The sequence below is a fragment of the Maricaulis maris MCS10 genome, assembly GCF_000014745.1.
Lineage (GTDB): Bacteria > Pseudomonadota > Alphaproteobacteria > Caulobacterales > Maricaulaceae > Maricaulis > Maricaulis maris_A.
On record NC_008347.1, the window covers coordinates 2,265,044 to 2,288,829 of the forward strand.

Consider the following 23,786-nt stretch of genomic DNA (forward strand, 5'->3'; position numbering starts at 1 on the left):
GCGGATCAGGCCTCCGTCAATCCGAGTGCGGTACCGTCGAGGAGAACCGAGGCAATCTTGTGGAGGCCGGAACCATTGGAGCCCTTGATGAGCACCACATCCCCCGAACGCACCAATGATTTGACCTGTTCCAACCCCCCGGCCGCATCCTGCGCATAGCCCGCGCGAACAGTCTTGGGCAAGGCGTCATGCAGATGCTTCATGCGACGACCGCAAGTCAGAACCGAGTCGACACCGGCGGCAGCGAGATGATCGGCCAGCTCCGCGTGCAGGCGGTCCTCGTCCGGGCCGAGCTCGAGCATGTCGCCCAGCACTGCGATACGGCGACCGTCGGGACCGGGATCGGCAGCCCCGAGCGCGGCAATCGCCGCGGCCATCGAGACCGGGTTTGCGTTGTAGGCATCGTCGAGCAGCGTGAAAGCGCCGCCGTCGGGCAAGGCGATCCGTGCGGCACGGCCGCGGCCCGGTTCGGCACCGACGTCAGACAGTGCTTCGGCCACATCGCGAGCATCCAGTCCGGCTCCGGCCGCCGCCGCGAAGATCGCACCGGCATTCCAGGCCCAGTGGGCACCGGTTGCGGCCAGACGGAAGGGCGCGCGGACGCCCAGCACATTGGCGACACCCCGTGACCCGTCCAGCCCGGTTTCAAACTCCTCGATCCGGATAGCCGCCGAAGCGGACGTGCCGAAATCCAGCAGGAAGGCCGCGCAGGAATGTCGGGCATGGCGGGCGATGCGTTCGGCCAGCGGATCATCGGACGGGTAGATGGCGACTCCGTCCTGCTCCAACCCGTCGAAAATTTCCGACTTGGCGTCGGCGATGGCCTCCACAGAGCCGAGATGTTCCAGATGGGCCGGGGCGATCCGGGTGATCAACGCCACATGGGGGCGGACCAGCGAGGACAGGTCGCGGATTTCGCCGGCATGGTTCATGCCCAGCTCGAATACCGCCCGCCCGGTGTCGCGCGGCATGCGCGCCAGGGTCAGCGGGACACCCCAGTGATTATTGTAGGATTTGACGCTCCAATGCGCCGGGCCGGAGGACCGGAAGACGGCAGCCAGGGCCTCCTTGACGCTGGTCTTGCCGACACTGCCGGTCACTGCGACGCGGATCGCGTCGGATCGGTCACGGGCGGCTGCACCGAGGGCTCGCAGGCCTTCCAGCGCGTCCTTGACCATAAGCGCCGGCTCGACCCCGGTGTCACCGCGCTCGACCAGGCAGGCCGAAGCGCCCTTCTCCATCGCGGCCGCCACGAAATCATGCCCGTCGCGAGCGTCCTGAAGGGCCACGAAAAGGTCGCCGGGTTGCAGCGTGCGGGTATCGATCGAAATTCCGCTGACGGTCCAGCCGGGTTCCCCAATCAGCATGCCGCCGGTTGCAGCCATGGCCTGCCCGGACGTCCACAGCGGGTTCGCGCTTGCCTCAGACATTGGCGGCCTCCCTGGCGACCAGAGCCGCCCGGCCCTGCTCGCGGTCGTCGAATGGATGCACGATATCGCCGACGGTCTGTCCGGTTTCATGCCCCTTGCCGGCAATCAGCAGACAGTCACCGGCCTTCAGCATCGCGACCCCGTGCCGGATCGCCTGGGCCCGGTCGGCGATTTCTTCGGCCCGCGGACACCCTTTCAGAACCGCCTTGCGGATGGCGGCCGGATCTTCGGAACGCGGATTGTCATCGGTGACGATGACATGATCGGCCTGGTTGGCCGCGATGACGCCCATCTTGGCCCGTTTCGAGGCGTCGCGATCTCCACCGCAGCCAAAGATGACGATCACGCGCCCGCGTGTGTGGGGGCGTGCGGCGCGCAGCAATTTGTCGAGCCCGTCCGGGGTATGGGCATAGTCCACCAGCACCGGCGCTCCGGCTGCGGTTTCCCCGACTTTCTCGAGACGCCCCGGCACACCGGCCAAACCCTTGAGGGTATCAAGGACGCTGGCCTCAGCCACGCCGTCCGACAGGGCAATGGCCGCGGCGCCGAGCGCGTTGAGGATCTGGAACTCACCGACCAGCGGGATGTCCAGCGCATGCTCGCGCCCCTTCCAGGCAAAGATAACGCTCTGGCTGGCCGCACGAGGGGTGATTTCCCGGATCGCCAGATCGCTGCCGCGCCAACCCATGGTGAGAACTTCGAGGCCGCGTTCGCGAGCGGAGGCGGCCATCTTGCCACCCCACTCGCTATCGACATTGATCACGGCCCGACCATCGGCCGGCAGGCGCTCGGTGAACAGTTTCAGTTTGGATGCGAAGTAGTCGGCGAAATCGGGATGATAGTCGAGATGGTCCTGAGTCAGATTGGTGAAAGCACCGACCTGCAGGCGCACACCGTCCATCCGGTGTTGCTTGAGGCCATGGCTGGACGCCTCCATGCCCAGATGGGTCACGCCCTCACCGGCCAACCGGTCCAGCGCCGCCTGCAAGGCGACGGCATCCGGGGTCGTATAGCCGGTCACCTCGACCGAATTGCCGCGGGTCACGCCGAGCGTGCCGAGGCAGGCCGCCTCGATACCGGCACCGGCCCAGATCTGGCGCAGGAATTCCACGGTCGAGCTTTTGCCATTGGTACCCGTGATGGCGACGATGTGCCCGGGTTGGCGCGGATAGAAGCGTGCCGCCATCCGCGCCAGCAAGGCGGCGGGTTCGGGAACGGCGATCACCGGGACCGGCGCCTCGACCGGCTCATCGGTCAGGATGACGGATGCCCCGGCGGTCAGCGCTTTGGGGATGAAATCCCGGCCATGCACCTTGACGCCCGGCAGGGCCGCAAAGACGAAACCCGGCTCGACCTTGCGACTGTCCAGCGTCAGGCCGCGCACGGTCTGTTCGCCGCCTTCAACAACCAGGCCTTCATCGAGCAACAGGTCATTCAATGTCACGGGATCAACTCCGGCATCAGCGCAGCGCGGACCATCGCCGTGCGGGCATCCGGATCCTCATTGGACCGTTCGACGCCAAGGATGGGGGCGATCCGCGCCACAATCTCTCCCACCGCTGGAGCTGCAACGCGACCACCGGTCGGACGAAGATAGGTCGGTTCGGGCATTTGCGGCTCATCCAGCAGCACAAGGATCGCATATTGCGGATCATTGGCCGGGAAAACCGCCGAAAATGAGGAAATCAGCGCTGAAGTGTCATAGCCACCGCGCGACGGTTTGTCGGCCGTTCCGGTCTTTCCGGCAACCAGATAGCCGACGGCCTCGGCATTGCCGCCTGTTCCGCCCACCACATTCTCACGCATCAGCGCCAGCACGTCGCGGGCGACATCCGAGCGCATCACGCGCTCGCCCAGAATGGTCTCGTCAGCAGCCACGGGCAGCAGGGTCGGCGGCACATAAACGCCGTCATTGGCGATGGCGGCAAAAGCCGCAATGGTCGCGATCGGGCTGACCGCGATGCCGTGGCCATAGGAAATGGTCACGGTTTCGGTCGGCCCCCAATTGCGCGGCAGCAAAGGGTCAGCGCTTTCGGCCAGCTCGATCGGCGCGCGCTCTAGCAGGCGCAAATCACCCATGAAACCGCGCTGGGCCTCGGCACCGACTTCAAGGGCCATGTGCCCGGAGCCGATATTGGAAGAGTGGGTGAATATCTCCGGCACGGTCAGCCAGCGCTCCTCGCCATGATAGTCGGAGATCCGGTAACCGCCGACATCAAGCGGTGCGCGCGCATCATAACGGCTTTCCAGCGTCGCGGTTTGTTCCTCCAGCGCGACGGCGACCGTGAAGGCCTTGAAGGTCGAGCCCATTTCGTAGACCGACTGGGCGGCACGGTTGAGCCGTTCACCCGGACTGGCATCGGAGGGACGGTTGGGATCGAAGTCGGGCAATGACACCATGCCGAGGATTTCGCCGGTGCGGACATTCATCACGATCCCGGTCGCTGCCAGGGCGCGGTATTCGGTCATGGTCGCGCGCAGGACTTCATCGACATGGAACTGAACCGCCATGTCGATCGACAGGGCGACGGGACGGCCATCACCGGCCATCAGCGCCCCGTCGAAGGCGCGCTCGGCCCCGGCCAGACCGTCCATGTCGCGATTGGTGTAGCCGACCACATGCGAGGCCAGGCGACCACGCGGATAGACGCGGCGTGGCTCGGTACGAAACTCCAGTCCTGGCAAGCCAAGGGCAAACACGGCCTGGCGCTGGCGCGGTGTCAGATTGCGGCGGACCCAGACAAAGCGGCGGCGGGAGCCCAGATCTTCGGTCAGGCCTTCAACATCAACGTCCGGCAGGACGGTGGCGAGCATTTCAGCTGTTTCGGCGGCATCCCAGACCAGGGCCGGATCGGCATAGAGCGAGTGGGTTTCCAGCGTCGTGGCCAGCACCTGCCCGGTGCGATCGAACAGATCACCACGATTATGCGCCTCGGCCACTTGCCGGGCCGGCGCCGCATCGGCAGGTCCGGTTATGGCGAGCTCGACCGCGCGACCGGCGAGAACGGCAAAACCGAGTGCCAGCGACAGGCCCATCACACGCAAACGCCCGCGCGAGGCGTCCATCGCGCGGGTTTCATCACTCTCGATCCGCAGCAGGCGGGACATGTCCGCCGGCGCGGCCTCGGCCAGCGGTGGCGGCGCAAGCGTGCGGGCTTCAGAGGATATCTGTTTGCGGAATGGCCACAGACGCATCAGTCCGGGCCTCCCGCCTGTGTCGGCTCGGCCATGGCCAGGGCGTCGTCCGGCTGGGCCACAAACTGGCCATCCCGGCGCACACCACTGTCATCGGGACGCGGATCAGAGAGCAGTGGCAGATCGCTCAAGGCCACCTCCCGTGACGGATCAAGCGGCTCGAATCCGAGATAGCGCCGGGCCAGGGCGCGCAGGCGCTCCGGGTCTTCCAGATGGGCGATCTCGACATTGAGCACATTGATCTGGCGGCGCTCCTCGACGAGCTGGGCCTGGATATCCTCGAGACGTTCCTGCGAGCTCTTCGCCTCGGCCTTGGCGATGTAGAGCGCGACCGCCAGAGCTGCGGCAACGACGAACGCAATCGCATTGAGCGTGCGGATCATAGCGCGGCCTCCAGACGGGCAAGCGGAACAATACTCGTGTGCAGCGACGGGCTGTCGGACCAGGCCGGCGCTTCGTTTCGAATGGCGGCGCGCAGCTTGGCTGAGCGGGCACGGGGGTTTTCTGCAGCCTCCTCATCGCTGGCCGACACGGCGCGACGGGTCAGCAATGAAAAGCTCGGCGCCGGACCGGCTTCAACCGCAGGCTCGTAACGCGAGCCGCCTCCCCCTGCGAGACCGGCACGGCTCCGCAGGAAGGTCTTGACCATGCGGTCTTCCAGTGAATGGAAGGTAACCACGACAAGCCGGCCCAACGGCGCCAGCAGACGCTCGGACGCCTCCAGCGCACGGGCCAGTTCACCCAGCTCGTCATTGACGAAAATTCGCAGCGCCTGGAAGACTTTCGTCGCCGGATGAATTTTCGAATGTTTTCCGCCAGTTGCGCGCGTCACAATTTCAGCGAGCCGATCCGTCGTCTCGATTTTTGCCTCGGCACGGGCCGTGCAGATGAATTTCGCGATCCGCCGCGAACGCCGCTCTTCGCCGTACACATAAAATATGTCCGCGAGCTCTGCTTCTTTCAGACGGTTGACGGCGTCGGCCGCGGTCGGGCCGCTCGCCGCCATGCGCATGTCCAGCGGGCCCTTGCGCATGAAGGAAAAGCCACGCTCGGCCTGATCGATCTGCATCGAGGAGACGCCGATATCCAGCACGATGCCGTCGACCTGGTCGATACCGCGAGACGCCAGGACCTCGCCCATCGCCGAGAACGGTGCTTCGGCGAAGGCAAAACGGCCTCCGGATGCCTGGACCAGCTGGGTCGCGGTGGGCTGGACGGCCGGGTCGCGATCAATGCCGATCAGCTTGCAATCGGCCGCCGAAAGGATGCCGCGCGAATAGCCACCGGCGCCGAAAGTCCCGTCAATGTACAAAGCCCCGCTGCGCGGCTCGAGCGCATGCAGGACCTCACTCATCATGACCGGGATGTGCGGGGCAACGCTCATCACACCCCTCCCGGACGGGTCGGCAGCTTCAGGGCTCGCTTGTTGTCACGGGCAAAACTCTGGGCATTGGACTTATGTTCTTCGAACCGCTCCGGAGACCAGATCTCGAAACGCGAACCAAGACCGACAAAGGTCGCCTTGGCATCGAGGCCGGCATGTTCGGCGAATTCCTTGGGCAAGGTGACGCGGCCATTGGCGTCGAAAGCCAATGGGCGGGCGGCACCGAAGATGGCGCGCTCGAAAGCGATGCGCGCATCATCATAGGGGTCCATTTCCTCGATCAGCGCCTGGTAACGCTCGAGCAGGGCCTGACCGCCACCTTCCAGATAGGGACCATCGAAGGACGGCCAGACGATGATGCCGTCAAAGGGGCCGCCTCGCACCACAGCACGGAAATCGGCCGGAACGGAAACCCGTCCCTTGGCATCGACGCCGTTAATGGTGGTGGACAGAAACACGCCTTGCTGGCTCCCCAAACCCTGCAACCTACCCCGCATGGTTAATTATGGGATAACATGGGACTGGATGGGAAACAATGACGAGAAGGCCGTTTTTCATGGATTAACAGGCCAATCGAAGTATTCAAATATGCAAAACTGAAGAACAGACGCGGAACATTAAGTTAATATCCACAGGCAGGTCCCAGCCACGCCCATGAATTCCCACGAAATCCCGAATTGTGTGGATTTGTGCCAATCAGGAAAAAGATGCACGAAGCAACCGGTCGAGCGACTCCGCAAAACCGGGGCCCACTTCGTCTGTGCCAGCAGGGAATAAGTGATCAGGCGGCCTGTAAGCCGGGTCTTGTCCCCCGGATCAGATCCGGGGCGACGGTCATTCATCTGCGATCGTGCTTGCGCACGACCTGGTGCGACCTACCCGGACAGCATGCGGAGGCGCACGTGCAGCCGAGGCTGCGGTCTGTCCCTATTCGGTCTTGCTCCAGGTGGGGCTTGCCTAGCCCCCTTCCTTGCGGTCGGGGCGGTGCGCTCTTACCGCACCGTTTCACCCTTGCCTGGCCCGAAGGCCCGGCGGTCTGTTCTCTGCTGCGCTTTCCCTGGGGTCACCCCCGCCGGACGCTATCCGGCACCTTGCCTCCGTGGAGCCCGGACTTTCCTCGACAACACCGTTTCCGGCCCAGTTGCCGCGACCGCCCAGCCACCTGATCGCGATCTAGATCGTCCAGACGGGGCGGAGCGTCAAGCGTCACGCACCGGTCAGCGGCTGGCGATCGCCGCGACGGCGGTTATCAGGCCACGTGTCTCGTCGTCGAGAACACCGTCACAGCAGGCCGGCCGCCAGCGGCGCTGGAACGCCTCGACCACGGCCTCAATGCCGGCCTCCAACGAATAGCCGATCCGCGCGAGATCATCCCGTGCATCGCGTTCAAGGTCGCCGCCCTCCGGGCGCCCCAGGGCACACCCAGCCCTGGCCAGAACGTCCCACGGGAAGTGCTCGCCCGGGTCCTGCTTGCGGCCCGGCGCGACATCGGAATGCCCGATCACACGGTCTGCGGTAACCCCGTGCCGCGCCATCAGATCGCCCACCAAGGCGGTCACGCTCTCGATCTGGACAGCCGGATATGCCGGCAGGCCGAAATCATGGCCGCCATTGACAATTTCGATGCCGATCGAGGCAGAATTAATGTCGCGCTCGCCCTGCCAGCTCGCCACGCCGGCATGCCAGGCGCGCTTGTCTTCGCCGACCAGCTGCAGGATCCGGCCATTCTCCTCGACAACATAATGGGCGCTGACCTGGGCCTCGCGGTCACACAGGCGGGCAATCGCCGCAGCGCCGCTTTCCATCCCGGTATAGTGCAGCAGGATCAGGCTGATCGGTGTCTTGCGATCATTGAAATTGGGCGACGGCACCGCGATCACGTCCAGCGTCACAGCGTTTTCTCCCGGGCCAGCGCGGCGGCAGGCAGTTTTTGGTTCTGGCGCAAGGCGATAATGCCGACACCGGCAAGGGTCAGGCCACCACCGACAAACAGGCGCCAGCCCATCGGATCCCCCATCAGCAGAATGCCCGACACCACGCCGACCAGCGGCGCCAGCAAGGTGATCGGCGCGATCAGGGTCGCGTCATAGCGCTGCAACAGATTGTAGAAGACCCCATGCCCGAAAATATTGACCAGCACCACGGTGATCAAAAGCGCTGCGCCAAAAGCCCATCCGCCCGACACGACCGAGGCCAGTTGCCCCTGTTCGAAGGTGAGTGACAATAACAGCAGCGGCGGCCAGGACAGCAGCCCGATCCACGCCTGCATGCGGATCGAGTCCATGGGCAGGCGCTTGACCAGTATCATCCCCAGCGCCGCCACGAAGGCGGCACCGACGCCGAGCAACATGCCGATCGACATGTCCATTGCCGCCGGGTTCAGGATCACCAGCATTACCCCGCCAAAGGCCAGCATCATGCCGGCGATCCGCGGCAATCCGACCCTCTCCTTGAGGAAAATGACAGACAGTATGGTGGCGAAGGGAACGCCCATCTGCACTGCGATCGCCATGCCGGAAGGCGTTGCCCAGCGCATGCCCAGGAACATCAGCGCGTATTGCAGCGCGCCCATGCACAGCGCCACCCCGATCATCGTTTTCATGTCGGCCGGGCGCGGCCTCAACCAGGGGGCCAGGAAGGCATAAAGCAGGGCAAAGCGCAGAAAGGCGAAAAAGATCGGCGGCACGCCGTCAAAGCCCGGCATCCAGCCCGGTGCGCCGGTCACGGCGAACTTCGCGACCACGAAATTGAAACCCCAAACGACGCAGACCGCCACGAGCAGAAGGAAATCCTTGAGACGCATGAGACACTCATGGACGCCCAGGCCATTGCTCGCAAGCGCTTATTGCGAATGGTGGAAATGCGCGTCGAGGAATTCCAGGAAGGCGTGCCAGTCAGACGGTTGGACGCCGTGCAGGCCGCGCCGCATGAAGACGGCGATGTCGGCTTCCGGGTCAAAGGCGCCCAGGCTGGGCTGGCGCAAACCCTCGGACCCGTAAAGCGCATAAACCGGATTGGCGCCCAAGGCGGCGCGGAAACTGCCCTGAGGATCCGACCAGGCATCGCGCCAGGCTCCGCCAATCAGCAAGGGGCGCGGCGCCATCAGGGCGATCAGCTCGTGCTGGTCGAGCGGGATCCCGTCCTCATTATTGCCGTAGGACGCGTAGCGCTCATTGAACCAGTAGGGATAGGTCCCGGTGATCTGCGCCACGCTCTCACCTGCGAAGCTGCGGGTCAGTGTCGTGCCGCCAGTCCCGGCCTGGTGCGCCAGAACAAGGTCGATCCGGGTATCAAAAGCTGCGGCGACCAGGGCTGATTTGGCATTGCGCGAATGCCCCCACACGGCCATCCGTGCCGGATCAAGGCGCGGATCGCTCTCCAGCGCGTCAATGGCGCGTGAATACCCCCAGGCCCAGGCAATGATGGCGCCGCTTTCGCGGCCAGGCATCAAGGCATCCAGCGCCGCAGGGGCATCATCCGGATTGTCAGGCACGATCTCGCCGGGATGCAGGAAGGCGAGCGCATACCCCCGCGCCAGGATGGTCTCGATTGGCGGTTCGGCAATGTGGCGGCCAAAGACACCTGTCATCAGATGGCCCTGCCAACCATTGACCTCACTGCACTCACGCGCTGCCGGATTGAGTGGCGCAGACAGGTCACCACGACCACCCAGCGCCGTCCGGGTTCCGCAGAATGTCTGCATCACGATGACGGGTGCCGGCGCGGCAGCGGCTTCCGGCAGGATCACAACCAGGCGCGCCTGGACAGTGCCGAGATCGAGGTCCCATTCCTCGATCCGCCCCAGGCCGTCATAGGCTCCCGCCTCCACCAGTCTTTGATCGGACACCGAGGCCGGAGCGACGCCGGGCCAGTCGCCATAGACCTCTACCTCGAAACGCCGGCGCAGGGCCGCTCGCCCGGCCTCCCATTCGTCCGGCACCAGGCCGCTGGTATCAATTGCCGGACGGGCCGGCGACCCGTCATTTTCGGTCGGCACCAGAGGCAACACCATCGACACACAGCCGATCAGCATCATCGGAAGGGTGATGGCGACAAGGAAAAGGAATGCGCGGATCACGGGGCGGGATATCGGGTCGGATTTGACATGAAACGACCCTAGCCGGACGCCCGGATCATCCCAATCACAATCTTGTGGGTCACTGCTTTGACGCGTCGCTCACGCTCAATCAGCGTGAAGACGGGCCAACGCCGTCCACGGTCCAGCCCTCGGGTCCGCGGGTGGCGACGAGGATTTCCGGTCCGGATGACCGGTCCTGGGTGTCCGAACCGGCGGCAGACACCCGTCCACCCCGCAATTTGCGCCAGACCCAGAAACCGGCTGCAGCGAGTACGGCGATACCGGCCACCACAAGGAAGGCCGCCGTCAGCATGGCAGCGAGGAAGATCACAAGTCCGACCACGGCGAGCGCAATGAGGGCCGCGAGAATGTCGCGTACCACCCGGCTGGCGCGTCCGGAGAAACCTGATGCGAATGTGTGTCGAGCGTCCGTCATGAACCTCTTTCCGTGTTCGCCCCCGCAGACCCATATGTTGGCATCAATGCCCCAAAGGTCAATTGGCCAGAGGTGCGACCAATCCGCGTTGCGACAGGATTTCACCGTAAGCCGCGTTGATCGCTGCCATTTTCTCATCGGCCAGCCGCTGGATTTCGAGCGGAGCTCCGCGAGCGATCAACCGGTCAGGGTGATTTTGTGAGGCAATCCGGCGATAGGCCTTGCGCAGGTCGAGATCGGAGATTCCCGCCTCGATTCCCAGGATCACATAAGGGTCCTTGTCGTCGGGTTCGACATGGCCGGCCAGGATGCGGCGGAACTCGGTCTCCGAGAAACCGAAAATGTCAGCGACGCGCTGCAGGTAATCCATCTCGTCGGGCGTGATGGTGCCATCGGCTTTGGCGACATGGAAAAGGCCATCGATCACATCCTCGAGGATGGCCGGATAGCACCGGAAGCGGCGGGCCAGACGGCGGGCATAGCCGTCAAAACCGAGCGTGGTCTGCATGGCCAGTTCAAACGCCCGGTCAAGCGCGTCGCGGCCTTCCGGCGGCGGCCTGAACACCTCGTAGAAGGCACGGATTTCGCTGCGTGAAACGACACCATCGGCCTTGGCCATCTTGGCGCCCAGCCCGATCAGCGCCATGGCGAAATCGGCATCATTGACCTGGTGTGTGGCCGCGCGCTCGTCGCAGCCATCACATTCCAGGAAGCAATCGCGACCGCTGATACGGTCGGCCAGATTTCGCCAAAATCCCATATGCGTCACCCTCCGGGCGCCCATGTAGGAAGCGCGCGCCATGTGTGCGAGGGGGCGACGGCGACCTTGAGCAGTTCGCTCTCAGCTTAAGCCGGTTGCACCTTGCCATGCCATGCTTAACCTCCGCAGCGATGCAAATCGGGGTCACACATATGAGCGAGCGCACACGGGAGGCTTGGGAATTCTGGATCGACCGCGGCGGCACCTTCACCGATGTGATCGGTCGGGCGCCTGACGGACGCCTGCACGCGCTCAAACTCCTCTCCGAAAGCCCGGACTATCCCGATGCGGCGACCGAGGGCGTGCGCCGCCTGTCGGCCGGCGCGCCGGTGAGTGCGGTCAAGATGGGCACGACGGTTGCCACCAATGCCCTGCTGGAACGCAAGGGCGCGCGCACGCTCTTTCTGGTCACCCGGGGCTTTGCCGACCTGCTCGTCATAGGCGACCAGACCCGTCCGGACATATTCGCCCTCGACCTCACCCGCCCTCGACCGCTCTATGACCGGATTGTCGAAGTCGATGAACGCCTGGACGCGGACGGGCGGGTTCTCGAGCCGCTGGACGAGGATGCCGCCCGCTCTGCGCTGGAAGCCGCCAGGGCCGACGGGCTGACCACGGTCGCCATCGCGCTGATGCATGCCTATGGCAATGACGCTCACGAAGCGCGCCTGGAGGCGCTCGCCCGCGAAGCCGGATTTGCCACCGTGATCCGCTCCTCCATCGCCTCGCCGCTGGTCAAGATCGGACCGCGCGCCTCGACCACCGTTCTTGATGCCTATCTCACCCCGGTTCTTCGTGACTATGTCGACCGGGTTGATCGCGGGCTGGAGGGGACGCCGCTCTTCTTCATGCAATCCTCCGGCGGCCTGGCTCCGGCCGGCGCCTTCCATGCCCGCGACGCGGTCCTCTCGGGCCCGGCCGGCGGCGTGGTCGGCATGGCCAAGACGGCGAAGCAGGCCGGCCATGGACGGGTGATCGGCTTCGACATGGGCGGCACCTCGACCGATGTCTCACGCTATGATGGCGACACCTACGACCGGGTCCAGGAGACGCTGGTCGCCGGTCACCGCTTGCGCGCACCGATGATGGCGGTCCACACGGTGGCAGCGGGCGGCGGCTCGATCCTCACTTTTGACGGTGAACGGGCCCGGGTCGGGCCGGACAGTGCCGGCGCCATGCCGGGTCCCGCCGGCTATGGCCGCGGTGGACCGGCCGCCGTCACCGACGCCAATATCGTGCTCGGCCGGGTCCAGCCGGACTGGTTCCCGCATGTCTTTGGCGAGACCTCCGACCAGCCGCTCGACGTCGACGCCTCGCGTGCGGCGCTGGCTGAGCTCGCCGAGGCGATGGGACTGGACACGCCGGAAGCCGCCGCCGAGGGCTTTCTCGCCGTCGCGGTTGAGAGCATGGCCCAGGCGATCAAGCAGATCTCCATCGGCCAGGGTGTCAATCCGTCCGGCTATGCACTCGCCGCCTTTGGCGGCGCCGGTGCCCAGCATGCCTGCAGGGTCGCCGATGCGCTGGGCATGAAGACGGTGCTGATCCATCCCTATGGCGGCCTGCTCTCGGCACTCGGCATCGGCCTGGCCGACATCCGTGAGACCCGCATGGCGGCGGTCGAGGCCGATTTCGCTGACACCTTCGACACCGCCAGCGCCATCGCCGAACGCCTGTCCGACGAAGCGCGCGAAGCGCTTGCCGCGCAGGGCCTGCCCGGTCACGGCGTCCGCGTGTCGCGGGAATGGCGCCTGAAAGTGGCCGGATCGGACACCTCCATCCCGGTCGCCGAGGCACCGGCAGCGACCATGACAGCCGACTTTACCGCCGCCCATGAACGCCTGTTCGGCTTTGTCCCGGAAGGCGGGCTGGTGATCGAGTCGGTGACGGCAGAGGCCGAGTGCGCCCCGCCGGGCTCAGGAGACTGGACCATCGACATGCCGCGGGGTTCCGGCGACACCAGTCAGGCTACCGCCACGGCCCGCCTTTATGATGGAGGCGACTGGCAGGACGTGCCGGTCCACATGCTGGATGAGATGGGCGATGGCAGCGCAGCTTTCGGACCGGCGCTGATCATGGACCCCAACGCCACCATCGTCGTCGATGGGGGATGGAGCGCAACCCGTCTTGCGGACGGGACCTTGTCCCTGCAACGCGCTGCAGCGGCAGTCGAGACCGGCGGCGATACCGGGCTCGACCCGATCCGGCTGGAGCTGTTCAACAAGCGCTTCATGTCGGTCGCCGAACAGATGGGCGTGGCGCTCGAACGCACCGCCCACTCGGTCAATATCAAGGAGCGGCTCGACTTCTCTTGTGCGGTCTTTGACGCCGACGGCGGGCTGGTCGCCAATGCGCCGCACATGCCGGTCCATCTGGGCTCGATGTCGGCCTCGGTCCGGTCGGCGGCCGAGGCCCATCCCGATCTCGGCCCCGGCGACGCGGTAGCGGTCAACGCGCCCTATGATGGCGGCACGCATCTGCCGGACATCACCCTGGTCACGCCTGTGCATGATCCGGAGACCGGGACACGCATCTTCTATGTCGCCGCCCGCGGCCACCACGCCGATGTCGGCGGGATCGCGCCGGGCTCCATGCCGCCCTTCTCGACCTCGATCGAGGAGGAAGGCGTGCAATTCCGCAATATCAAGGTGATGGAGAAGGGCCGCTTCCTCGACAACGTCGTTCTGGGCGTGCTGACCTCCGGTCCGCTGCCGGCCCGCAAACCGTCCCAGAACATTGCCGACATGAAGGCCCAGCTGGCCGCTTGCGCCAAGGGGGCGGGCGAATTGCACCGGCTGGTCGCGGACAACGGGCTGGCCGTGGTCAGAGCCTATATGGGCCATGTCCAGGACAATGCCGAACGCGCCGTGCGCCGGGTGATCGACGCCTTGTCGGACGGGACACACACGGTGAAGCTGGACGACGGCGCCCGGATCAAGGTCGCCATCCGGGTCGACAGGGAAGCGCGCTCGGCCGTGGTCGATTTCACCGGCACCTCGCCCCAGCGTCCCAGCAATTTCAACGCCCCGGCCTCGGTCGCCCGCGCCGCCGTGCTTTACGTCTTCCGCTGTCTGGTCGGCGACGCGATCCCGCTCAATGAAGGCTGTCTCAAGCCGATCGAGCTGATCCTGCCGGAGGGCTGCCTGCTCAATCCGAAACCGCCCGCCGCCGTGGTCGCCGGCAATGTCGAGACCAGCCAGCTGGTCGTCGACGCACTGTTTGGCGCCACCGGTAGGCTCGCGGCCAGCCAGGGCACGATGAATAATCTCACCTTCGGCAATGACCGGCACCAGTATTACGAGACCATCTGCGGCGGGTCCGGTGCCGGCAAGGACGCAGACGGCAAATCCTTTGCCGGTACCGATGCCATCCACACCCATATGACCAATTCACGCATGACCGACCCGGAAGTGCTGGAACGCCGCTTCCCGGTCCGCGTCGAGCATCACCGCATCCGGCCAAGCTCGGGTGGGAGCGGACAGGCGCGCGGCGGCGATGGTTCTGTGCGCCGCCTGACCTTTCTGGAACCCATGGAAGTCGCCCTCCTCTCCTCGCGCCGGGTGGAGCACCCGTTCGGACTGGATGGCGGCGGCGAGGCCCTCAGTGGCACACAGCGCGTGATCCGGGCGAGCGGTGAAAGCGAGGACCTGCCCGGCCTTTTCCGCATTGATGTTGAGCCGGGCGACAGCGTGGAAATCGAGACGCCGGGCGGTGGCGGGATGGGCTGAGACCCCGTACAACGCTGATCACCACAATAGCGCCCGGCAATCAGTACAGGGCGCGGACATGCCGGTGCAGGGCGGTGCTGGATGTGCTGGATGTGCTGGCCGCAAGCCGTTCCAGGCCGGTGCAGACCGTGAAGACCGTACAGGCCGCAAGCCACCACAAGTCGGTACAGCCGGAAAAGCCAGCCATACCCCCGGCCGAGCCTAGCGCTCGCCAAGACCACCTCCCCCTTATAAGGCATTCCATCCCTTATAAGGAATAAACCGCTCGCCACTAAAACCCCCGCACGACACCTTAAAATGCTGAATAGACTTGTATTCTGGAAGCGCCAGACCATGCAAAGGGGCAGGCGCGCAGCATCCGAGCCTAAATTCATCCCTTATAAGGGATGGCGCCCCGCGCTCACCCCACCATAAACCGCTTGCCGAGAGAAAGCCGTATCCGCTTCTTGAGCTCAAGGGGCATGCCCGCGAAGCGGCGCCTGCGGCGCCCTTGACCTCAAGAAGCGGATACGGCCCGCTGGCTGACAAGTGGTTTAAGGCCTGATCCGCGCTTAGCGCCCTTGATCCGTATTTCTCCCGGCTTCCCGGATCGCCCGAGTAGAAGGCGCATTATTAGGCGCACTCATGATTGACCACGGCGCGCAGAAGGCGCATATTAATACGCATACGCGGAGCAATCCTGATGGAATTCGAAACCAATAGCCGCAAGCTCATCAAGCTGCTTGAGAAAGACGGTTTCGAACTCGTCTCCACGAAGGGATCGCACCACAAATATCGCAAGGGCATGATCACGCTGGTCGTGCCGCACCCCAAAAAGGACCTGCCGACCGGCCTGGTCCGCGCGATCTACCGGCAAGCCGGTTGGATCGACTAGGAAGGAGGCTCAACCATGCCCAATTTCTACGCCATTGTGACCCAGGAGGGTGACAGTGCGCATGGCATCCATTTCCCCGATCTCCCTGGCTGCTTCTCGGCAGCCGATACGCTTGACGAGGTTCCCGCCAAGGCGCGTGAGGCGCTATCCCTATGGTTCGAGGACGAGGCGATGATCGCGCCCAGCTCGCTCGCCGACGTGCACGAGAAAATCCGCAATGACCTCGGCTATATCGACCTCATGTCAAGCGGCTCGTTTTTGATGTCCATCCCGGTCGTCTCGATGACCGGCCGCACGGTCAAGGCCAACCTGACGATGGATGCCGGCCTGCTTCAGGCCATCGACGAGACCGCCAGAGAGCGTGGCATCACGCGTTCGGCCTTCCTGGCCGACCTGGCCCGGCGCGAGATCGCGGCATAGTCGACCAATGGCAGGAGCGCGTGAACAAGAGGCGCCCGCGGCGCCCCCCGAGCCGCAAGATTAAGCTTCGGACAGGTTTGATCCGAAACCGGGCGCTGACCGTACCTCTGGCTGTCACATGCATGAGACGACCCTCAAGTGAACCGGCGGCGGCCACCACTGGTTCAACTCACTCGAACAAGGGAGCGCACACATGCGTCTCGTCTCTCTGGTCGCCCTGTCGACCGCCCTGATTTCCGCCCCGGCCCTCGCGTCGGACCACCATGCCCCGGTCAAGTCCAAGATGGATCATCACGGCGGAGGCCACGCGATGGCCCAGGCCGATATTGTCGACACCGCAGTGGCTGCCGGCCAGTTCAACACGCTGGTCGCAGCGGTCCAGACCGCCGGTCTTGTCGATACACTCAAGAGCGACGGCCCGTTCACGGTCTTCGCACCGGTTGATGCTGCCTTCGCAGCCCTGCCCCATGGCGAAGTCGAGCGTCTCCTGCTGCCGGAAAACCGGCACGAACTGACCGACCTGCTGACCTATCACGTGGTCTCCGGTGCCATCACCGCCGACCAGCTGGCCGGTCAAATCCTGGCTGTTGAGACCGTGTCAGGCTCGACTGTGGTGATCGATGCAACTGACGGCGTCCGCGTCGGCAATGCCCAGGTCATCCAGGCCGACATTGCCACGTCGAATGGTGTGATCCACATCGTCGACCGCGTGATCATCCCGAACGGTTGATATCGCCTCGATGAGACCGGGCAGGCCATCGCGGCCTGCCCGCCTCACCCGAACCGGGGAGTCAGCGGGGTCACTGGAAACAAGTGAAGACGCTTACCGTTTTTCTGCCATGTACGCGCTGATTATTCCCAAACCGCTTGCCGGGAGAAAGCCGTCTCCGCTGGCTGACAAGCGATCTATGGATCAGTCCGCGCCTGGCGCGATCCACGACAAGGCTCACCTGTTTGTCATCCCCGCCGAAAGTCCCGCGGAGGCGGGACGCAGGGCGGGGACCCATGTGTCGGCCACCAGCTAGGTCCCTGACTTTCGCCCGGCCTGCGCCGGGCGTCCATCAGGGATGACAAACATTGTTTATATACGAGGCACCCCCACCCACCCCGCTAGATAATCTCGTCCTCGTCAAACAGCGGATCATTGCTCAGCGCTTCGCCGAGCTGGACCATCGGCTCTTCATTGCGGCGCTTGATGATCTCGGCGATGTGGACGACGGCGTCGCCCTCATTGACGATGGGCAGGACGGTACGGCCGATGATGAGGCCGTCACACGGGGCAGAGATTTCGACCTCGGTCGTCCCCAGCGGGTCGGACAAGGTGGCGATCAGCGTGCCTTCCTCGACATGCTCGCCACAATCGCGGTGCATGCGCAACACGCCGCCCATCGAGGCGCGGGCCCAGCTCGACTTGTTGCCGAGCTCCGAGCGCAGGGTCGCCTTGATACGCTTGTCCGAACGGATCATGCCGAGCTTGCCGAGCACGCGAAGAATCCCCTTCACGCCCATGCGAAGGGCCGTCTCGTCAAAGCGCAGCGCCTCGCCGCTTTCATAGACGATGACCGGGATGTCGCGCTTTTGCGCCGCTTCACGCAGGGATCCGTCGCGCAAGGATGAGTGGACAATCACCGGTGCCGCGAATTCCTGGGCCAGTTCCAGCGCCTTGGGCACTTTGGTGTCGACACGGATCTGCGGCAGGTTGGTGCGATTGACGGCGGCCGAATGGAGATCGATCCCGGCCTCGCAGCGGGCGACAATCTCGGTCATGAAAATATCGGCCAGGCGTGCGGCCAGCGAGCCGGTCGGGGCGCCCGGGAAGGAGCGATTGAGATCGCGCCGGTCGGGCAGGTATCGCGAATGGGTGATGAAGCCATAGGTGTTGACCACCGGCACACAGATCAGCGTACCGGCAATCGAGCGCATTTGCGGCGTGCGGATCAGGCGGCGGATCATCTCCACGCCGATGATCTCGTCACCATGGATGGCCGCGGACACGAAGATGACCGGCCCCGGGCGTTTGCCATGCAGGACCTGCACGGACAGCGACATCGGCGTGTGATCGGAGAGTACCGAGACCGGAATCTGGACAATCTTCGTCGTGCCCGGCGCGACGGTCTCGCCAGCTATCTCGAAATGGTCGCGTGTCATCCGGTACCACGTGTCCTGGTCTTGCCGGCCACCGCCGTTTTTTCCACGAAATCGATGATCTTGTCGGCCACATCGACACCGGTCGAGGCTTCGATGCCTTCCAGGCCCGGCGAGGAATTCACTTCCATGATCAACGGGCCGTGATTGCCGCGCAGCATGTCGACACCGGCGACATTGAGCCCCATCACCTTGGCGGCACGGACGGCGGTCGAGCGTTCTTCCGGGGTCAGCTTGATCTTCGAAGCCGAGCCGCCGCGATGCAGGTTGGAGCGGAAATCGCCCTCGGCACCCTGGCGCTTCATCGCCGCGACAACCTTGCCGCCAACCACGATGGTGCGGATGTCGGCGCCGCCGGCCTCCTTGATGAATTCCTGCACCAGGATATCGACCTTGGCGCCGCGGAAGGCTTCGATCACGGACTTGGCCGAACGGCGCGTTTCCGCCAGTACCACGCCAACGCCTTGCGTGCCTTCCAGAAGCTTGATCACCACCGGCTCACCACCGGCAATGTCGAGCACGTCATCGGTCATCGAGGTGTCGTGGGCAAAGGCCGTCACCGGCAGGCCGAGGCCGGCGCGCGACAGGAGTTGCAGCGAGCGCAGCTTGTCGCGCGAGCGGCCGATGGCGACCGACTCGTTGAGCGCCCAGACGCCCATCATCTCGAACTGGCGGACCACCGCCATGCCGTAACCGGTGATCGAGGCCCCGATCCGCGGGATGATCGCGTCATAACCACTCAGAACACGGCCCTGATAACGCACTTCGGGGCGATGCGAGGTGATGTTCATGTACATCTTCAGCGTATCATAGATGTCGAGTTCATGGCCCCGGGCCTCAGCCGCTTCAACGAGTCTCCTGTGCGAGTAGAGGTTCGGATTGCGGGCCAGCATGAGCAGTTTCATCAGAACGGTCTCCAGGGTGGCGGTTGTCGGGAACGGGTAGCACGAAACCCGCCGCGGCCTAAGCCGGGGTCGGGCAGAGAAAGGATTTTGACGGATTGACCAGCGCACCCGGCTTCAAGGCGGTGCGTCCGACCAGCATGCGAAATCCCATTTCATCCCGGCGCGTCAGCGTCAACTCGATTGGCCACACATAGGGCCCCATCCGCAGCGGCGTGCTGATGACATAGCGGCGCTGTTCCTGCCCGTTCGAGCTCTTGATCAGGCGGCTGTCATGGACCGGGGCTTCGCAGGCGATCCGCGTCTTGTTGTCGTCCTGGTTGGGATGCAGCTCGAAACGGACCCAGCTGGCCCCGTCCTTCTCGAATGGCTGGATTTTCCAGGCATGAATGGCCGAGGTGCGCGCGCCGGTGTCGATCTTGGCCTTCACCCGGACAGCGCCCAGCTCCGGCAGAGATACCCATTCACGCCAACCGACGACGATGGATGGCGCACCGGACGGGCCGGACGATTTCGATTTTGTCTTGCGAACCATGGCGCTGGCGTCCCTGACAGGTGTTCAGCCCATGCAAGCACCCGGCCTGATGAAAAGGCAAGCGGGACATACCGGCCCCGCTTGCTTTCACGATGATGCCGGTTTGATCAGTCGCCGATCCAGAAGGCAAAGCTCGCCGGCTGGGTGTCGCCGTTGAGGGTCGCCGTGCCGGTCACAAGCGTGTCGATCGCATCGGCACCCGCCTGCCATTGCGCCAGTGCGCCAGCGGCATAATCCGCTTCAATGACCAGCGTGCCGAGATCCGGGTCCGATGCCTCGATCCTCACGCCGCCATCCGTGATGGACGCGCTGTCGATGGTCATGGCGTAGAGCCGGTAATACGGTCCGTACTCATTCTCGCCAAGCTGGTCGGCCGTATCCTCGAGAGCCAGGCGCACAAAAGCGGGCTCATCGCATTCCGGCATGGCCGGCCACAGCTCGACATTTTCCAGGATGATATCGCCGAAGCGGATCTCGGAGGTTGCGATCAAATAGCCCGACTGCGTCCCGGCAACGGTGTGGACAATAGTGTCGTCGATCGGATCGATGACGACGCTATCGTCACCTTCGCGGCCGGTTGCCAGCGGGTCCGCCGGGACCGTATCGGCCGACGGTGCCGGATCCGGCGTGATGGCGGCAAGGTCGTCGACGACCGTTTGCGTGTCACCGACCTCATTGCCGGCGCCCAGATACAGGCCACCCGCAAGCGCGCCAAGCGCAGCAATACTGATAAGATTCAACGTGGTTTTCATGTCTGCCCCCCTGCAAGACAAGGCAGACGCTACACCGACACAGCGATGGCGGGAAGCGCATTCGCGTCAGGAGGGAGTGGCGGGCTTGCGCCGTGCGATCCAGATTTTCATGGTCAGCTGACCGCTGGGGTCCTCGGGATGCAGCGCAGTTTGATGCGCCAGCTCGAGGCCGGCATGGCCGATCAGGTCCGCCATTTCCTCGTCGGCAAAGCCAAGCCGACGATGGAAATGGTCCTCCCGCAGCGTCTCCAACTGGTGCGGCGCGAAATCGACAATGACCAGATTGCCGCCCGGTTTCAGCACGCGGGCGCACTCATCCACAGCCAGCGCCGGATCTTCCAGATAGTGCAACACCTGGTGCACGGTCACGAGATCGGCGACCGCTGTATCAAACGGCAAGGCACCAACATCGGCATGGCGGACCGAGCAATGCTTCAGCCCGGCGGCCTGCAGGTTCAGGCGCGCCACATTGAGCATGGAATGGTTGATGTCGACGCCAATGCCACGTTCGACCCGGTCCGAAAAAAGCTCGAGCACGCGACCGGTACCCACGCCGACATCGATCATCAGATCAAAGGGTCCCGCCCCTGCCAGCTCGCGCATGGCGGCCTCGACCTTGTGGTCAGCCAGATGCAGCGAACGGATCGTGTCCCAATCCTCAGCGACGCTTTCAAAATAGGCCTGCGCCGCCTGGGCGCGGGCCTGCTTGATGGCCTCGAGCCGCGACACGTCGCGGGTCAGGACGGCATCGTCTTCAGGCACCAGCTCATTGGCCATCTGCGCCAGCTTGCGACCGCCGCCGGCATCGGTGAGCCGGTAGAAGACATAGGCGCCCTCGGGCAAGCGCTCGGCCAGACCGGCATCGGTCAGCAATTTGAGGTGCCGCGACACGCGCGGCTGGCTCTGGCCGAGGATCGAGACCAGCTCCGACACGGTCAGCTCGCCTCGCGACAGGAGGGCGATGATCCGCAAGCGCGTCGGTTCGGCGAGCGCCTTGAGCTGTGTGACGAGAGCGTCCATGAAATCCCGGTTGAGAAGTGCAGATTATGCCTTGCTTTTATCTGCATCCCCGCGAAGTTCAAACCAAGCCGCTCAGGCTGGCTGTGAAGGAGTATTTCGTGAGCCATCAGGATGTCATCATTGTCGGCGCCGGACTGGCCGGGGTCGCCGCGGCCCATGCGCTGCGCCAGCGCGGTCATGATGTCCTGGTCCTCGACAGCCATGACGGCCCGGCCCGTGAGACCAGTTTCGCCAATGCCGGCGCGCTGACCCCGTCCGAGCCGGAGCCCTGGAATGCGCCCGGCGTGCACTGGCAATTGCTGGCCTCCCTGCCCGACCCGCATTCTGCCATGAAGCTGCGCCTGGCGCCGCTGCCCGGTCTCATCCCCTGGGGCCTGAAATTCCTCGCCAATTCGACCCGCAAACGCTACGAGGCCGCCGCCCTCGCCAATTTCGCCCTGTCTCGTTATTCGCTGACCGAAACACAGGCAGTGCGCGATGCCCACAAGCTGGACTTCGCCAATCTCGCCCGCGGTACGATGAAAGTGTGCCGCGATGCCCGGGCACTTGAGCCGGACCGCCAGACCAGTCAGGCCCTGACCGATGCCGGCCTGCGCTGGCAAGTGCTCGACCGGGCAGAAATGGTCGCACGTGAGCCGATGCTGGCGGACGTCGCCGGCGATCTCGCCGGAGCGGTTTTCTATCCGGACGATGAAAGCGGTGACGCTCACCTGTTCACCAAGGCGCTGGCCTCGGTCGCCACCGATATGGGCGTGCGCTTTGAATACAATTCGCCCGTCGACAGCCTGATCGACCGGGCCGGGCGCATCTCCGGCGTGCGCACGGCGACCGAAGAAATCGAGGCCGACCAGGTCGTCCTGGCCACCGGCCATGCCACGCGCCGCCTCCTGGCGCCGCTGGGCCTGCATCTGCCGGTGCGTCCGGTGAAAGGCTATTCGCTCAGTCTCGACATGTCGCAACTGAACCAGCGCCCCGGCTTGCCGGTCGTAGACGAGCAATTACACGCCATCGTCTCACCGCTCGGCGACACTTTGCGCATCGCCGGCACGGCCGAGTTCGCCGGTGAGGACCGCACGCTGCGCGGCGAGCGCGTCGACAATCTGCGCATGTTGCTCGGCCGCCTCTACCCGACCCTCGCCGACAGCCTGCTGGATGGCGACAACAAGGCCTGGTGCGGCTTCCGTCCGATGTCTGCCGATGGCCGTCCCTTCATCGGCGAAACCCGGGCGCCCGGCCTCTGGCTCAACACCGGCCACGGCCATCTCGGCTGGACGCAGGCGATGGGCTCGGCCGGCCTGCTGGCTTCGCTGCTGGATGGCGAGACGCCGCCAGTGCCGGCGGAGGCGTTCTCGGCTCGGCGGTTCTAAACAGCCGGAGACCAGATCAGCCCCAGCGAGATCCCCAAGGCATTATTGGTGATGTGGGCGACAACGGCCGGCCAGATCGAGCCGGTGCGCCAGTAGAGCCAGCACAGTATGAGCGCCATCAACACCGCCGAGATGGCCTGTGGCGGCAGGATATGAGCGACGCCAAACATCACCGAGGACACAAGCGCCGCCAGCCAGACCGGGCGGTTTCCGCTCATCCAGCGAAACAGGAAGCCGCGAAAGAAGACTTCCTCGGCAAACGGAGTGACCAGTATGGTCATGACCAGAAACCCGACGCTCATCCACACCCCGTTGGCCGGGTCGAGCGCAAAGGGTGTGCCCATGAAGGCGATCCAGTCGGGCATGACGACAACCATCAACTTGGCCAGAACCAGGCGCAGGGCAAAGGCGACCGCCCCCACCAGCACCGCCAGCCAGATCCAGCGCCAGGCTACCCTTGTCAGACCGACCCGGCTCGGCCCGACGCGGTGCAGCGCCAGTGCCCCGATCGCGACGGCGGCCAATAAGGCGACTGCCTTGTTGATCTGACCGATCATCAGCACTTCAGGCGGCAGACGCGGCCCCTCGCCCAGATAAGCGTCCAGACCGACCGTCTGGCGCACGAACTCCATATGCGCCCAGCTGAGCAGCATGTATCCCGTCATGGCGGCGGCGAGGATGGCGACGCCGGGCCAGAAACGCCACGGACTGTCAAAGCTTGCGGTTTTTGCGGACATGTTACCTCCCTGAATATTTACAGAGA

23 protein-coding genes and 1 other RNA gene are annotated in these 23,786 nt (G+C 64.6%); 5 read left to right on the forward strand and 19 right to left on the reverse strand.

Annotation, left to right across the window (positions count from 1 at the left end):
• Nucleotides 1-5: 5 nt before the first annotated feature.
• The 12 genes from MMAR10_RS10795 to MMAR10_RS10845 all read right to left on the reverse strand — a co-directional run bounded on the left by MMAR10_RS10795 (nucleotide 6) and on the right by MMAR10_RS10845 (nucleotide 11,283).
• Nucleotides 6-1,430 carry a UDP-N-acetylmuramoyl-tripeptide--D-alanyl-D-alanine ligase gene (locus tag MMAR10_RS10795; RefSeq protein WP_011644019.1) on the reverse strand — a complete coding sequence of 475 codons (1,425 nt, stop codon included), beginning with the start codon at nucleotides 1,428-1,430 and terminating at the stop codon, nucleotides 6-8.
• Nucleotides 1,423-2,874: a UDP-N-acetylmuramoyl-L-alanyl-D-glutamate--2,6-diaminopimelate ligase gene (locus MMAR10_RS10800; protein ID WP_011644020.1), complete on the reverse strand. Its 1,452-nt coding sequence runs from the start codon at nucleotides 2,872-2,874 to the stop codon at nucleotides 1,423-1,425. The genes MMAR10_RS10795 and MMAR10_RS10800 overlap by 8 nt, the downstream gene beginning before the upstream one ends.
• Nucleotides 2,871-4,625: a peptidoglycan D,D-transpeptidase FtsI family protein gene (locus MMAR10_RS10805; RefSeq protein WP_011644021.1), complete on the reverse strand. Its 1,755-nt coding sequence runs from the start codon at nucleotides 4,623-4,625 to the stop codon at nucleotides 2,871-2,873. The genes MMAR10_RS10800 and MMAR10_RS10805 overlap by 4 nt, the downstream gene beginning before the upstream one ends.
• Nucleotides 4,625-5,008, reverse strand: a complete 384-nt coding sequence (ftsL, locus tag MMAR10_RS10810) for a cell division protein FtsL (RefSeq protein WP_011644022.1) — start codon at nucleotides 5,006-5,008, stop codon at nucleotides 4,625-4,627. The genes MMAR10_RS10805 and ftsL overlap by 1 nt, the downstream gene beginning before the upstream one ends.
• Nucleotides 5,005-6,009: a 16S rRNA (cytosine(1402)-N(4))-methyltransferase RsmH gene (gene rsmH / locus MMAR10_RS10815; RefSeq protein WP_011644023.1), complete on the reverse strand. Its 1,005-nt coding sequence runs from the start codon at nucleotides 6,007-6,009 to the stop codon at nucleotides 5,005-5,007. Before rsmH ends, ftsL begins: the two co-directional genes overlap by 4 nt.
• The gene (locus tag MMAR10_RS10820) at nucleotides 6,009-6,467 is read right to left on the reverse strand and encodes a division/cell wall cluster transcriptional repressor MraZ (RefSeq protein ID WP_041636939.1); all 459 of its coding nucleotides are present in this window, start codon (nucleotides 6,465-6,467) and stop codon (nucleotides 6,009-6,011) included. Before MMAR10_RS10820 ends, rsmH begins: the two co-directional genes overlap by 1 nt.
• A gap of 319 nt (nucleotides 6,468-6,786) precedes the next feature.
• Nucleotides 6,787-7,175: RNase P RNA component class A (gene rnpB / locus MMAR10_RS16565), an RNA gene on the reverse strand.
• Between the two features lie 51 nt (nucleotides 7,176-7,226).
• Entirely contained in the window at nucleotides 7,227-7,901 is a 675-nt protein-coding gene (locus MMAR10_RS10825) for an N-acetylmuramoyl-L-alanine amidase (RefSeq protein ID WP_011644025.1), read from the reverse strand.
• The gene (locus tag MMAR10_RS10830; RefSeq protein WP_011644026.1) at nucleotides 7,898-8,812 is read right to left on the reverse strand and encodes a DMT family transporter; all 915 of its coding nucleotides are present in this window, start codon (nucleotides 8,810-8,812) and stop codon (nucleotides 7,898-7,900) included. The genes MMAR10_RS10825 and MMAR10_RS10830 overlap by 4 nt, the downstream gene beginning before the upstream one ends.
• Nucleotides 8,813-8,851: 39 nt before the next feature.
• Nucleotides 8,852-10,087 (reverse strand): hypothetical protein, encoded by a 1,236-nt coding sequence (locus MMAR10_RS16310; protein WP_049755719.1) that lies wholly within the window; start codon nucleotides 10,085-10,087, stop codon nucleotides 8,852-8,854.
• 109 nt (nucleotides 10,088-10,196) lie between these two features.
• On the reverse strand, nucleotides 10,197-10,523 hold the full coding sequence (locus MMAR10_RS10840) for a hypothetical protein (protein WP_011644028.1): 327 nt from the start codon (nucleotides 10,521-10,523) through the stop codon (nucleotides 10,197-10,199).
• Between the two features lie 58 nt (nucleotides 10,524-10,581).
• On the reverse strand, nucleotides 10,582-11,283 hold the full coding sequence (locus MMAR10_RS10845; RefSeq protein WP_011644029.1) for a molecular chaperone DjiA: 702 nt from the start codon (nucleotides 11,281-11,283) through the stop codon (nucleotides 10,582-10,584).
• A 152-nt stretch (nucleotides 11,284-11,435) separates the two neighbouring features.
• Here MMAR10_RS10845 and MMAR10_RS10850 point away from each other — a divergent pair, with 152 nt between their 5' ends.
• Nucleotides 11,436-15,008 (forward strand): hydantoinase B/oxoprolinase family protein, encoded by a 3,573-nt coding sequence (locus MMAR10_RS10850; protein WP_011644030.1) that lies wholly within the window; start codon nucleotides 11,436-11,438, stop codon nucleotides 15,006-15,008.
• A gap of 40 nt (nucleotides 15,009-15,048) precedes the next feature.
• Here MMAR10_RS10850 and MMAR10_RS17065 read toward each other — a convergent pair whose 3' ends face one another.
• Nucleotides 15,049-15,195, reverse strand: a complete 147-nt coding sequence (locus MMAR10_RS17065; protein WP_190273915.1) for a hypothetical protein — start codon at nucleotides 15,193-15,195, stop codon at nucleotides 15,049-15,051.
• A 495-nt stretch (nucleotides 15,196-15,690) separates the two neighbouring features.
• Here MMAR10_RS17065 and MMAR10_RS10855 point away from each other — a divergent pair, with 495 nt between their 5' ends.
• From MMAR10_RS10855 to MMAR10_RS10865, 3 genes are all read left to right on the forward strand, one after another.
• Nucleotides 15,691-15,882 carry a type II toxin-antitoxin system HicA family toxin gene (locus tag MMAR10_RS10855; protein ID WP_011644031.1) on the forward strand — a complete coding sequence of 64 codons (192 nt, stop codon included), beginning with the start codon at nucleotides 15,691-15,693 and terminating at the stop codon, nucleotides 15,880-15,882.
• A 15-nt stretch (nucleotides 15,883-15,897) separates the two neighbouring features.
• Nucleotides 15,898-16,302 carry a type II toxin-antitoxin system HicB family antitoxin gene (locus MMAR10_RS10860; RefSeq protein ID WP_011644032.1) on the forward strand — a complete coding sequence of 135 codons (405 nt, stop codon included), beginning with the start codon at nucleotides 15,898-15,900 and terminating at the stop codon, nucleotides 16,300-16,302.
• A 193-nt stretch (nucleotides 16,303-16,495) separates the two neighbouring features.
• Nucleotides 16,496-17,032: a fasciclin domain-containing protein gene (locus tag MMAR10_RS10865; RefSeq protein WP_011644033.1), complete on the forward strand. Its 537-nt coding sequence runs from the start codon at nucleotides 16,496-16,498 to the stop codon at nucleotides 17,030-17,032.
• A gap of 380 nt (nucleotides 17,033-17,412) precedes the next feature.
• Here the strand turns inward: MMAR10_RS10865 and MMAR10_RS10875 are convergent, their stop codons facing one another.
• From MMAR10_RS10875 to MMAR10_RS10895, 5 genes are all read right to left on the reverse strand, one after another.
• Nucleotides 17,413-18,450, reverse strand: coding sequence for a succinylglutamate desuccinylase/aspartoacylase family protein (locus MMAR10_RS10875; protein ID WP_011644034.1), 1,038 nt, complete (start codon nucleotides 18,448-18,450; stop codon nucleotides 17,413-17,415).
• Nucleotides 18,447-19,352 carry a 30S ribosomal protein S6--L-glutamate ligase gene (gene rimK / locus MMAR10_RS10880; RefSeq protein WP_011644035.1) on the reverse strand — a complete coding sequence of 302 codons (906 nt, stop codon included), beginning with the start codon at nucleotides 19,350-19,352 and terminating at the stop codon, nucleotides 18,447-18,449. Before rimK ends, MMAR10_RS10875 begins: the two co-directional genes overlap by 4 nt.
• A gap of 58 nt (nucleotides 19,353-19,410) precedes the next feature.
• Nucleotides 19,411-19,884 carry an ATP-dependent zinc protease gene (locus tag MMAR10_RS10885; RefSeq protein WP_011644036.1) on the reverse strand — a complete coding sequence of 158 codons (474 nt, stop codon included), beginning with the start codon at nucleotides 19,882-19,884 and terminating at the stop codon, nucleotides 19,411-19,413.
• Nucleotides 19,885-19,991: 107 nt separating this feature from the next.
• Entirely contained in the window at nucleotides 19,992-20,636 is a 645-nt protein-coding gene (locus tag MMAR10_RS10890; protein WP_011644037.1) for a hypothetical protein, read from the reverse strand.
• Between the two features lie 66 nt (nucleotides 20,637-20,702).
• Nucleotides 20,703-21,656, reverse strand: a complete 954-nt coding sequence (locus tag MMAR10_RS10895) for an ArsR/SmtB family transcription factor (protein WP_011644038.1) — start codon at nucleotides 21,654-21,656, stop codon at nucleotides 20,703-20,705.
• 98 nt (nucleotides 21,657-21,754) lie between these two features.
• Between MMAR10_RS10895 and MMAR10_RS10900 the strand changes: the two genes are divergently transcribed.
• Nucleotides 21,755-23,023, forward strand: coding sequence for a D-amino acid dehydrogenase (locus MMAR10_RS10900; protein WP_041637598.1), 1,269 nt, complete (start codon nucleotides 21,755-21,757; stop codon nucleotides 23,021-23,023).
• On the opposite strand, the gene MMAR10_RS10905 is transcribed toward MMAR10_RS10900, so the two are convergent.
• The gene (locus MMAR10_RS10905; RefSeq protein WP_011644040.1) at nucleotides 23,020-23,760 is read right to left on the reverse strand and encodes a CPBP family intramembrane glutamic endopeptidase; all 741 of its coding nucleotides are present in this window, start codon (nucleotides 23,758-23,760) and stop codon (nucleotides 23,020-23,022) included. The genes MMAR10_RS10900 and MMAR10_RS10905 overlap by 4 nt on opposite strands.
• Between the last annotated feature and the right edge of the window lie 26 nt (nucleotides 23,761-23,786).